Genomic DNA, 11,849 nt, shown 5'->3' with positions numbered 1-11,849 from the left:
CAAAAATACACTGTAAACGAGGTAATCTTCAGGATCAAACCCGGAATGGAAGAGTTCGAGCACCTTGATTATTATGCGCTCCTTGGCATTGAACGCAATGCCAGGATCGATGCGATCAAAAAAGCCTACCGTCAGCAGATGATACTCTACCATCCTGATCGGTACATCCATACGAACGCCGATGAACAAGCATATGCGAGTCGTCGAGCGCAACGGATTAATGAGGCTTATCAGGTGCTGAGCGATTTTGTCGCACGTACAGCCTATAATCGCCGCTTGGCCCCTGAGAACGCTGAGCCCGAGGTGGCGTCGCTGAAACGTGCCTCGGCAGCGCCGCCGGCCCCACCTCCTCGTGATACGCTGGCCGACCTGTACGACAAAGCGCGTGACCATCTTGATGCCGGAAGGTACCCGCAGGCAATTGCTGATTTCCGCACCATCCAGCAGATCAATCCGTTCTATCGTGATAGTGCGGTGTTGTTGGCTCAGGCCGAGGCCGCGCTCCGTCGGGCTACGCGGGCCACTTCCAAGGCTCGCCCAACCCCAAAACCTGATAAGAGTCGGCGTAAACTGGTGTTCGGGGGTGTCGGTGCGCTGGCGATGGCCGGCCTTGGAGCGCTTGGCTGGGGGTTGCGTGACCGTCTCAGTGACAATGCGGCTGCCGAGGCACCACAGGCTGATCCGTTGCCATCGCCAACGACGCCACCGGCCTCGCCTGCGCCAACGGTGCCCCCAGCGCCAACCCCTGCCAGCACGGTGCCGACTGCGCCGGTGTCACCCGATGCCACCGCAAGGACCGCACCGGTACCAACCAGCGATCCCACCGCGCCCCCGGTGGCGGCCACGCCCGTCACCTTGCCGGAAACAGGGCCAATCGCCTATGCCAACGATCTCACGTCGGGTGAGGGTTGGCCCGAGGTGGGTGGGCGCGGGTGGAATGTCGGGTTTGCGCAGGATGGGTATCGGATTACCGCTGTCCGTAGCGCCGGCAATATCTGGGCCTTCAATACCTCACCGGCCGGGATGGATTACCTGATCGGTGTTGATGTGACGGTCACCGGCGGTGCTGGTGGCTTGATGGTGCGCTTTGCCGAAAGCAATTTTCTGGCCTTTTTTGTTGAGCCCGCGACAGGCCGGTATCGGCTTGAGCAACGGGTGAATGGAAGCGATAACCGCCTACGCGATGAGGTGCATCCCGCGATTGCCACTGAGCCACAAGCAACCAACCGTCTTGTTGCCCGCCTCGCTGGGCTTGAGGTCGCACTCGGCATCAATGGGCAAGCCGTGGCGACCCTGATTGTTGAGGCGCCACCACCAACCTCGCGCTATGGGATGATTGCCCTTGCCCGTGAGCCTGAGGTTGTCGCGTTGTTTCGCAATTTGAGCATTCGTGAGTTGTGAGGGGCTGTTGGCCCTCTCAGTATAAGGAATGGTGTTATCCTGGTGATGCCCTCCTTCCAGATGCTTGTGCGGCGCTTGCTCCTCCTCCTGGCCGTGCTCCTTTGTGGAGTGTTCGCTGTCACGCCAGTCACTGCCCAGGCAAACCTGAGCCTCACGGCTCTCCCTGCTTTTGATGGCAACTATACACCCGGCACATGGTTGCCGGTGCAGCTTGACCTGCGCAACGATGGCCCAGCCATTGATGTGCTGGTCGTCGCCGGGGCCGCTGGATCGTCGCTGCGCAATGGGCAACGGGTTGAATTGCCCGCCGGAGCAGTCAAGCAACTGACGCTCTATGTTGCGCTCGATCAAGAGGTGCGCTCACTGGTGGTGCAGGTTGAGCAGCAGAATCTGGTGCTCGCTGAAGCTGAGCTTGAGCTACGTCCCCGTCGCGATGAACGGATGCTCGGCTTGCTTGTCGCGTCCGATCCCCAGTTGAACCTGCCCCGCCGCCAGGATGTCACAACCTTTCCCTTCAATACCTTCCTGCTCGACCCGGCCTTCTTCCCTGACCGCATGGCAGGCTTGAGTAGCCTCAATCTCGTGCTTCTTCACGATGTTCCCTTCGCGAATCTGAACCCTGCCCAGCGTGAGGCGCTGATCGGTTGGGTCTATGCTGGTGGTCATCTGCTGCTTGGTGGTGGGCCAACGGCTGCCCGCACAATCGCCGAGATGCCGCCAAGTCTCTTGCCCGCTACGCTCGGAGCAACCCGCCAGATTGATGATGCACCGCTGGTTGCGTTGAGTGCCGCACCCGGCCCCGGCGCATTGCCTGGTCTCCAGTTGCTGGCTGTGCCTGGGGCAATTGCGACTGGCGCGGCGGACGCTCCGGCATGGGTGAGTCGCCAGGTCGGTCGTGGGAGTGTGACCCAACTCGCGTTTGATCCTGGCGCACCTGCCCTGGCTCGTTGGGAACAAGCCCCGGCCTTCTGGCAGAGTCTGTTGCGCCCTGGGCAACGCATTACCACGCCCTTTGGCACACAGAGCACCGTTGATATTCTGCAAGAACAGACTATTACCGCCGGTTTGTCGAATCTGCCTGCGCTGACGTTACCACCAGTTGATCTCATTTTTCTGGTACTTGCCCTCTATACCATCCTGATTGGGCCTGGGATTGCGCTCATTTTGCGCCAGTTCGATCGCCAGGCCTGGGCCTGGGTTGTTGTGCCAGGGGTCGCGGTCGCTACCGGGGCACTGGTCGTTGGCCTTGCCCTCGCCATTCGACCCGAACAACGGCTGGTGAGCCGCCTGGCCCTGGTAGAAATGACCGAACCCGACCTTGCCCGGGTGCGCGGTTTTGTTGGCATGCTCGTGCCACAACAACAGGAGGTGCGGCTCGCAACGAGCGATGAGGCGCTCGTGCGCCCTGTTCGTCCCGCCGCAGGTGTGTTTGGGCAGGTCAATGGTGTCATTGGCGATCTGGCGCAGTTGAGCCCCGATCTTCCGCTGCCGCTTGAGGCCTGGCAGATCCAGGGGGTGATGGCTGAAGCGCATATGCCCATAGAGGGCATACGGGCGACGATGCTGCTGGTTGATGGTACGCTGCAGATCGAGGTGGTCAACACGAGCGATCTGGTGCTCCGTGAGGTGGTCGCGGTCTTTGGCGAGCGTGTCGTGAGGCTGGGAACGCTCAATCCCGGTGAAGAGGCCACGGAACCATGGCCCCTCGATCCCCCTGAAGATGTCGTGCGCAATACGGCGCTCAGTTTCCTGGTGCTCCGCGAAGAATTGGAGGCCGGGCAAGGGCCGGGGCAGGCGGCGAGTCGCAATGTCCTGGCACGCGAGGCGCTGCTCAATGCAGCGGTCATTCAGAATAATGTGCTCAATCAAGAAGGCCCCTTCGTCTTCGCGTGGCTCGACCAGAATCCGCTCGGTATGCAGGTCAATGTCCCCACTGCCGTCCAGGAGGTAACGTTGCTGGCGCTACGTCCGGTCTTCCGCGGCAGCGGGCCAATCTTGCTCAATGAAGGTTGGCTCAGACCAGACTGGATCGCCTCGCAGCAGACGCAATGTTTTGGTTCGCGAGGGGCAGGCGTACCGGCGACAATGGTGCCCACCATTGTGGAGTTACGGCTTCCCAATGAACTGGCTTCGCTGCGCGCTGAACGACTCAGCCTGGTACTCGAGAGTGAGCGCACCTGGCCGAATGCGGGCGTGATCACCGAAGTTTATGATTGGGAGCGTGAACGCTGGGTGGAGCAGTCGTTTGATGGCCCCGGTGAATTGCAACTCGAAAACCCCGCGCCATTTTTGCGCAATGGCCGCTTGCAACTGCGGCTCGATGGGCGCATTGTCGAGGCTGGCTGCCTCTATCTTGGGGCACGCCTGCAAGGAGTCTTGCCATGAGCCGCGGCCCGTCGATGCCAATTCTCTTCAAAGAATTTGCCGTACAGATGCGGGGCAGCCGTTCGGCCCTCTTGTTGGCGCTCTTGATTGGCCTCGCGTCCATTGCGGCCCGCCTGATCTACGGCGCAATTGTGGGGCAACTTGACCGTGGGGCACCGCTCGTCAGTGCCCAGATCGGGCAAATTCTCTTCATTACGCTCAGCCTGGTCATCCAGGCCCTGATCGTCTTTCTCGCTCCTGCGACAACCGTCAATGCGATCAGCAGCGAGCACGAACGCGGTACCTTTGCGATGCTCCAGACGACCCCGATGACCCCGATTCAACTGGTCGCTGGCAAACTCGTCGCTGCCTTCGCGCTGTTGTTGATCCTGATCCTGGCGGTCTTGCCGGTCTTTGCGGTCGTACTGCTCTTTGGTGGGGTAAGCTTTGATGATCTCGTGCGGGTCTTGATTACGATGCTGATCACAGCCCTGCTCGGCAGCGTCTTTGGGCTCTTCTGCTCGGCAGCAACCCGTCAGACCTACAGCGCCACCCTGCTCTGCTATGCGCTCTTGATCAGCCTGGTTGGCGGCACGTTACTGGCAGCTAATCTCTGGTCGCTCCTCAACAGCATGCTGCCTGCTCCGGCGATCTACGTCTTTGCCAACCCATTGTCGGCCATGGCTGCGGCCCTGGTGCCGGCGCGCCCGCCCGACATTATCTCGTTTACAGGAGGCTTGCGCCCGCTGGTGCTGCTCAACCTGCTTACCCGCGGGGTAATTGATGCAGGTGCGCAGGGTGTCTTGCCCCTCTACCGAGCGACTTGGATGCTCTATGGTGGTTTGAGCCTGATCTTCTTTTGGCTGACCCTGCACCTGGCGACGCCCCGCCGTCGCTGGCGCCCAGGCAAGGTTGATCTGGCGCTATTCCTGATCTTGCTTGGTTACCTCGTCCTGGCGTATGGTGCCCGCGACTGGTGGATGGCCGGGCTGACACGGGGGTGAACGTTGCTTCTGGTGAACGAGGCTAGCAAAACTAGCCTCGTTCACCAGAAATATTCCTACTCAACCGCAAAAATAACAACCCCATTGTCGGCATAGATCTGGCGAAATCCTGGCTCATTGGCAAAGAGGGTCGGCTGCAGAGGGCCGCGGCCTTCAACCAGATAGATGTGGGTAATCGACTCGCTGGCGATCAGATCAAAGATATCCTGCCTGTTCTCGAGCGTATGGTTGATAATCCGGTCGCCAAGGGCGTGCATATGGGCGACATATTCCGGATCGCCATAGCTGAAGAGCACTGGCGGCACCGTTGTCCAGCGCCCAGCGAGCGGTGACAGCCACCACCCACCATCAACACCCCGCCGGGCGGCTGGCAGCCAGGGGGCAGCATTGACGAGAAAGCGCGCCTCGGGTGGCGTATTGGTTGCGACCCAGTCAAGCGCCACACGATCCGCAGGGGTCGCCAGCACGGTCACTGTATTCGGCACTTCACTCATTGTTTGTGTACCCCAGATACCTGCCGCCACCAGGCCGATGAGCCCGGTCGCATAAATGGCAGGCCGTAACACCGGACGCACCATACGCACCAGGTGCTCACTCACCAGTGCCACCCCACCGCCAATAAGCACGGCAAGCGGCAGAAAGAGCGAGATCACCACGGCATCGTTGGTCAGCAACCAGAGATAGGGCAGGCGAACGAAGAACGGATTGAGCAGCAGCAAGCCCAGACCAACCAGGCTCAAGGCAAGGTGACGTACGCGTAGTCCATTGAGCAACATCACTAGGCCCGTTGCCGGCAAGAGATACGGCACCAGCCAGGGATTGGCCATCACCGCCAGCAACCCGACCCAGAACGCCACGATCGCCGCAGCACGCTGGCGATACCAGAGCCCGATCACGGCACTGCTCAGGGCGAGGGCAACCAGCAACCGGGTATGATCAACCCAGAGCAAGCCTTCATTCAAGGCATTGTAATCCTCGTTGCCAGCGAGCCCACCCGAGGTAGCAGCGGGCAAGAGCGTGCGTCTCACGAGCAGCAGGATCCAGGGGAGCGTCAACACTCCTGCGGCAACCGTCGCCACAAGCGCGTCCCTGAGCGCAATGCGCACGACAGCCCACGGGCGCGTACTGGCCCACAGCAACGCCTGGGCAACAAGCAGCGCCCCGGCAAAAAAGACGACCCGCATATGCACCAGGCTGAGGCCGGCCATCAACAGGGCCACAAGTACCCACCATCGGCGCCCATACCCACGCAACGCCTGATGCCACACCAGCGCCAGACCGGGCAGCATCAGCAAGCCCACCAGTTGGGTATAGCGCCCCCACGACAGATAATAGGCCGGCATCAACGAGAGCAACCCTACGACCAGGGCAGCGACCGGTGCCGCCACTGGACGCCGCCACAACACAAGTGCGAGGCTTGCAACCGTTAGCGTATGGAGCGCATTGAAGATCTGGCCGGTCAGCAGAATCGCCTCAACTGGGGCAACCCCGCTGAGGCGCACGAGCGTCGCAATGACAACGTGATAGCCCCAGTGGTAGGGCAGGTCATTGACGGGCAGGTAGGGCTCAAGCGAATGAGGGGCCAGCCCGGTCTCTACCGCAATGCGCACCAGCAAGGTATGATGCACCGAGTCAACCCAGGGTGGCAAGGCCACGCCATCAATTTCGGCCATGCGTTGGAGAAAGGTGAAGCCAAAGATCGCGAGCGTCAACAGCGCCATCAAGGGCCATTGCGGTGAAGGCAACGCCAGCGAAGGGGGAACCGCATCACGACCACGCCAGGCCGTCACAAGGGTAGCCAACCCCAAGAGAAGGCTACCTACCCAGAGCATTGGGGCACTCACGGGCAGACCAAGAGGCCATAACCACTGGTAAAGCAACGCCACCAGGCTCACACTGAGACCGAGCCAGATCGTCAAACGCGGCAGCCATGGCAACGACGCCCGTACCAGATACCGTTCAACGAGATAACCAGGGGCAATGAGTAGCGCGGCCATGGACACAACCAGCCGGCCCTGCGGTGCAGCCAGTCCCGCGACCAGGGCAAGCACCACTCCCACCACAAGCAAGCGTCGCTGCTGACGCATATCCTGAACGACCGATTGCAACGCACATCCTCGCTACACTAGAGCCTGCGGTACACGTAGGGTATTGTACTACGTCTATACCCGACCTCTTCGCTGAAAAAACAGCCAGCTACGCTGGCTGTTTTTTCAGCGAAGAAAGCCTCCTGGAGGCCGCAGGCCCGCCAATCCCCCCGCCGGAGGCGTCTTTGCCCAAACGTGGGCGCAACGTTACCCGTTGACCACGTTTGACAGTCCCCTCACGCTCTGCTATAATTCACGGGGTTAAGGGCGGTGTTCCCGCTCTATTTTCATGTTGTCGAGAAACGAGTTGTTGGCCGCAGCACCAGCAGACCTGCAGCGGGCTCCTGCTACTCGTCATGCAGCTGTCGAAGGAGAAGGTTGCCGTGTATGCGATTATCCGTGATCGCGGAATGCAATACCGCGTTGAGCAGGGTCAAGTTCTTACCATTGACCTCGTAGCCCATGCTGAGGCCGGTGCTGAGCTTGAGCTTGGCGAAGTACTTCTGGTCAGTGATGGTGAAAAGGTTACGGTTGGTTCGCCGCTGGTCAGTGGGGCTATGGTACGGGCCGAGGTGCTTGACCATGTCAAGGGCGACAAGATTGTTGTCTTCCGCTACCGCAACAAGAAGCGCTATCGCCGTCGCACCGGCCATCGCCAGCGCTATACACAGATCAAAATTAACGAGATTACGATCTAGAAGAGGAACAAGTCATGGCACATAAAAAGGGTGTAGGCAGTTCACGCAATGGCCGTGATAGCAAGCCCAAAATGCGTGGCGTCAAGGCGTACGGTGGGCAGCGCGTCGTTCCTGGCAATATTATTGTTCGCCAGTGCGGAACCAAGATTAAGCCTGGCAAGAACGTTGGCCTTGGGCGTGACTATACGATCTATGCAATGATCGAGGGTGTCGTCAAGTTTCAGCCCTACTCGCGCAGCCAAAAGATGGTGAGTGTCATCCCCTTCGAGGTTGCTGCTAGCGCTGATTAACGAGCCGGTTGTCAGTCTGGCCTGTTGCGTCAAGCCTGTCGAAACGCGAAGAAATAGCCCGGAAGGCCTGATGAGAGCGATACGTTCTCGCCTTCCGTAACGAGGAGCGTAGTTGTGAAGCAGGGCATTCACCCCAAGTACAATACCGATGGCGTGGTTTGCACGACCTGTGGCACCCGTTGGCAAATTGGCACGACACGCCAGAATCTGCGTGTTGAGATTTGCTCGAATTGTCACCCGTTTTACACCGGTGAGCAGCGCATTGTTGATACTGCCGGTCAGGTTGATCGTTTTATGAAGCGCCTCAGTGCTTCGCAGGATCGCCAGGCCGCCATCGAAAAGCAGCGCACAGCCAAAAGTCAGCCCCAGCCCAAGAAGAGTTTGCTCAAAGAGCTCTATGGCGACGATGCGTAATTCGCGTCGCTTACGTGGCATAACAAAAAGCGCACTGGCCAAGCCAGTGCGCTTTTTGTTATGCCACACGACTCAGGACGCTTGTCCGCCGTCATATAAAGCGACCATGCGCATGGCGTGTGCTTGCACCTCTGCGCACAGGGCAGGTGGGGCGAGGACTTCGGCGTCGGCACCCCAGCCAAGAATCCACGGCAAGACCTCGCGGATGCCGCCAATGGTCATCACGAGTTCGCATCCACCGTTGGCTAGTTCGGTCAGACGCTGCGAGTGATGCCAGAGGCTCTCGCGGATCTGGGGGGCCACGTGGGCGCTGAAGCGCACCTGCACTTCTACCTCGGTCTCGTCCATCACGCCCCACGCACGGGCAAGGAAGGCGTACGGGTCAAAGTCGTCAGGCACCGTATAGGTCTCATCAAGCAATTCGGCGCTCTCGATGCGCTCGATTTTGAAGGTACGAATCGCCACGCGTAGGCGATCATGCCCAATCACATAGGCCGCTGGCGCACTGCGTGAAACCTCAATGAAGTAGGGCGCTACGTCACGTTCGGTCAGTTCACGGTTGGGGGCACGGTAACGGAGCCGCACCATGCGCTGTTCGGCCCAGGCCAGGGTCAGGACTTCGAGGATGCGTACATAGGCCGTGCGTACGGGGCGTTCACGGACAAGATCGGCAACCCGGGCAATGTGCTCAGCAACGGTACCGGCTGGCATCCCTGCGGCAAGCTTGTCGAGCGCCGAGACCGTGTGCGGATTATGTTCGTCGCTATGATGCGCCAGCAAGCGGGCGGCAAAGTAGAGCGCAACCGTTTCATTGAGATTGAGCCGGATCGTCGAGAGGTAGGTGGCACGGTTGATGCCAAAACGTCCGCTATCCTCCCAGATCGGAACACCCATTGATTCAAGGGCTTCCAGATCGCGGTAGATGGTGCGTCGGGTTACCCCACAATCGCGGGCCAGATCACTGACGCGCAAGCCCTCGGGTGCATTGTAGAGCCGATGCTCGATCCGGCGGAGGCGAGCCGCTTTGCTGGCAACGCGATGATCATCCTCCTCGGCATAACTACTCTGGGGGGCTGAGGTTGCAATTGCAGCGTCATCGAGCTTGTGCATCGTGCGACTCCCAATCCGTGCTACCTGGCTGGGTGAACAAGCCAACTGCGCTGACTTGTTCGCCCAGCCAGGCGCATTTAGATGGCGAAGGAGACGGCAACCATGCCAAAAAACAGGACGGAACTCAGGATGGTGATCAGGCGCAAATCGCGCCGGACATACATATAGTCCTGCGTATAGTCAGGCGCAGGCGCATGGTGTCGCGTAACAGTGGTTGGCCCTGGACGCCGCTGCTGGGGGCTGCGGATCGGCTGCCGACGACGCTGTTGTGAGCGGGAAGTGCTGGGCATAAGAAGATCCTTGAGCTTGGTGACGCTATCGCTACAGACACGGTATTATACCATGCTGCGGCTGGGGCAAAGCCCCAGCCGCAGCATAGGAACGGGGCTGATGCAACCCAAAAACTGCTGAAAAGCTGTTTAGCGGACGCCAAGCAACTCGACGGCGTCGATTTCGTTCCAGTTGGCACCGTTCCGCTGGTCAATGGTGAGCCGGACGCCAACGATCCGGGTGAGCGTCTGGGGAAAGGTGCTTTCGCGGGCCAATGGGCACGTTTCGGACGGGCCTGGTTCGCCGGTGTAGACGGTAAAGACCTCGCCGCGTTCGTCGATCAATTCGATCTGGCTGACAAAATCCGGGTTAAAGCTGTGATAGATCACCACACCAACAGCAAAGACCGGGGTTGCATAGCGTAACTCAAGGGTCTCAAGCGTATCAGGGGTGGCGGCGGCCCAGGCGTTGGGGCTATCCTGGCAGCCGACAACATCGGGTGGCCCGGTAGCACCTGCCGGATCGTAATCGGGGGCATAAAAACTTGAGGCTGTCGCCTCGCTGGCCCACTGGCGGATCAGGGTTGCGGGATTCAGGGTCGGTATGGGGGCGGATTCTTCCCCCAAACTTTCAGCCGTTGCGCTGGTATCCTCTTCGGCAGCCGCAAGGGCCTCTTGGTCAAGCTGGAGGCGGAGTGCAGTGATGGCGCTATACTCGCCGCTATTGTCGCTGACCCAGACGATGCCGCCAGGGGCGGCGGCAATCCCGTTGGGAAGGTTGAATTCGCCGGGGGCGGGTAGATTGCCACGAGTGACGGGCTGGCCGCCCCGGGCGACAACCCTTCCGCCTGGAGCGAGTTGGAGGATGCCCTCGGTGTAGGTGGCGAGATAGATGAAGCCATCGGCGTCTACATCAATGGCACCGGCGGCAAATTGTTCGGGTAGCGCCGGATCGCCAAAGCGCGCCAATTCTTGCCCGTTGGCCCCAAGCTTAACGACACCACCAAAGGTATCGGCGAGATAGACATTGCCACTGGCATCAACAGCCAGATCGGTTGGCGAGAGGTCAGGCGTCAATTCTATGCGCCCGAGCGCACGCCCGGTGGGACTAAAACGCACAATGCTACTGATGATCCGCCCGCTCTCGGGGCCGGGACGGGCATCCAGGGCATAGACATTGCCTTCGGGGCTCACCGCGATGCGTTGCGGCGAGGCGAACCCGAACTGATCAGGGCCACTGCCGGCGCTGCCCCAGCGTTCGACAAAGGTTCCATCGGCGGTGAAACGAGCAATTGCATTGCGTCCAAAATCGGCAACAAAGAGATCGTCCTCGGGCCCATAGGCGACATCATACGCATCAAGGATCGTCTGGGGTTCGAAGGTGCCGATCAGATCGCCGTCGGCAGCAAAGATCCAGACGCCACGGCGACTCTCGGCGAGATAGATCGTGCCATCAGGCGCGGTCGCAAGCCCGCGGGCGGCCACAAAACGCCCATCAGGTGGGCCGGCACTTCCGCCGAGCCGTAAAACAAAATCGTCGGGGCCACGATCAACCACCACCGGCTGCTCGGCACGATCAACAATCGGCACTGGCGTCGGGGTTGGCAACGGGATCAAGCGGATACTCTCAAGAATCGCTTGATAGAGGGCGGCCTCGGCAGGCCATGCCTCAGCTGAGGCCTGACCAAGTACCCGCAGAGCCATTTGCGACCCCAGCACCGCAGAAAGTTGACCGGCGGCACCTGGCGCACGCAACTCGGCGGTGACGCCCGCCCCGCCATCAAGGGTGAGCACCCGCGTCGGACTGATGACATAGCCGGACTCCTGGGCCGCCATGCTACTCCAAGCAAACAGCGCCTCGGCATCCTCGGCAATCGCAGCGCCAAAGCGTCCGGTCAGTTCATCAAGGGGGATGGCGTCAATACTCAACACCAGCGCAGGCCCGGGACTAGCGAGATCGAGGGTCGCCTCATCAGGAGCAAGTTGCAGCACCTGACCAGTCTGACGCGTGGCCCAACCAGCCGGGTAGTTGAGGCGAAACCCCTGAACCTCGGCTGTGAGCGAATTCGCCAGCACAATGGCTGTCGGCGAAGGTGCTACCGTTGGTGACGGCTCGGGGGATGGTGCCTCCGTGGCCGGTGGGATAAGGGCGCAGGCGCTCAACACGAACGCAAACACGAAGATGAGAACGTGACGCATCACAACTCCTCCT

General features: G+C 60.3%; 10 protein-coding genes. 6 read left to right on the top strand and 4 right to left on the bottom strand.

Annotated elements, in window-relative coordinates; translation table 11 throughout:
• Window positions 1–45 precede the first annotated feature (45 nt).
• From EYB53_RS05305 to EYB53_RS05295, 3 genes are read left to right on the top strand one after another with little or no spacing between them, the layout of a single operon-like run.
• Window positions 46–1,401 (top strand): J domain-containing protein, encoded by a 1,356-nt coding sequence (locus EYB53_RS05305; protein ID WP_135477168.1) that lies wholly within the window; start codon window positions 46–48, stop codon window positions 1,399–1,401.
• A gap of 45 nt (window positions 1,402–1,446) precedes the next feature.
• Window positions 1,447–3,786, top strand: coding sequence for a DUF8815 domain-containing protein (locus tag EYB53_RS05300; protein ID WP_135477167.1), 2,340 nt, complete (start codon window positions 1,447–1,449; stop codon window positions 3,784–3,786).
• A complete protein-coding gene (locus tag EYB53_RS05295) occupies window positions 3,783–4,769 on the top strand; it encodes an ABC transporter permease (RefSeq protein ID WP_135477166.1) in 987 nt (328 codons plus the stop codon). Before EYB53_RS05300 ends, EYB53_RS05295 begins: the two co-directional genes overlap by 4 nt.
• Before the next feature lie 56 nt (window positions 4,770–4,825).
• Here the strand turns inward: EYB53_RS05295 and EYB53_RS05290 are convergent, their stop codons facing one another.
• On the bottom strand, window positions 4,826–6,877 hold the full coding sequence (locus EYB53_RS05290; protein WP_135477165.1) for a DUF6541 family protein: 2,052 nt from the start codon (window positions 6,875–6,877) through the stop codon (window positions 4,826–4,828).
• Window positions 6,878–7,239: 362 nt separating this feature from the next.
• Here EYB53_RS05290 and rplU point away from each other — a divergent pair, with 362 nt between their 5' ends.
• The 3 genes from rplU to rpmE all read left to right on the top strand — a co-directional run bounded on the left by rplU (window position 7,240) and on the right by rpmE (window position 8,258).
• Window positions 7,240–7,554 carry a 50S ribosomal protein L21 gene (gene rplU, locus EYB53_RS05285; protein WP_129673671.1) on the top strand — a complete coding sequence of 105 codons (315 nt, stop codon included), beginning with the start codon at window positions 7,240–7,242 and terminating at the stop codon, window positions 7,552–7,554.
• Window positions 7,555–7,568: 14 nt separating this feature from the next.
• On the top strand, window positions 7,569–7,844 hold the full coding sequence (gene rpmA, locus EYB53_RS05280) for a 50S ribosomal protein L27 (RefSeq protein ID WP_135477164.1): 276 nt from the start codon (window positions 7,569–7,571) through the stop codon (window positions 7,842–7,844).
• Between the two features lie 114 nt (window positions 7,845–7,958).
• Window positions 7,959–8,258, top strand: coding sequence for a 50S ribosomal protein L31 (gene rpmE, locus EYB53_RS05275; RefSeq protein ID WP_135477163.1), 300 nt, complete (start codon window positions 7,959–7,961; stop codon window positions 8,256–8,258).
• Window positions 8,259–8,330: 72 nt separating this feature from the next.
• Here rpmE and EYB53_RS05270 read toward each other — a convergent pair whose 3' ends face one another.
• The 3 genes from EYB53_RS05270 to EYB53_RS05260 form a co-directional block, all read right to left on the bottom strand.
• Window positions 8,331–9,368 (bottom strand): helix-turn-helix transcriptional regulator, encoded by a 1,038-nt coding sequence (locus tag EYB53_RS05270; RefSeq protein ID WP_135477162.1) that lies wholly within the window; start codon window positions 9,366–9,368, stop codon window positions 8,331–8,333.
• Window positions 9,369–9,445: 77 nt separating this feature from the next.
• A complete protein-coding gene (locus EYB53_RS05265; protein ID WP_135477161.1) occupies window positions 9,446–9,658 on the bottom strand; it encodes a hypothetical protein in 213 nt (70 codons plus the stop codon).
• Between the two features lie 129 nt (window positions 9,659–9,787).
• The gene (locus EYB53_RS05260) at window positions 9,788–11,836 is read right to left on the bottom strand and encodes an NHL repeat-containing protein (protein WP_135477160.1); all 2,049 of its coding nucleotides are present in this window, start codon (window positions 11,834–11,836) and stop codon (window positions 9,788–9,790) included.
• Window positions 11,837–11,849: the final 13 nt, after the last annotated feature.

It is taken from the genome of Candidatus Chloroploca mongolica, assembly GCF_004762035.2.
GTDB classification, from domain to species: domain Bacteria; phylum Chloroflexota; class Chloroflexia; order Chloroflexales; family Chloroflexaceae; genus Chloroploca; species Chloroploca mongolica.
Note: the sequence above shows the minus strand (reverse complement) of the source record. Positions and strands in the feature narration are given on the sequence as shown.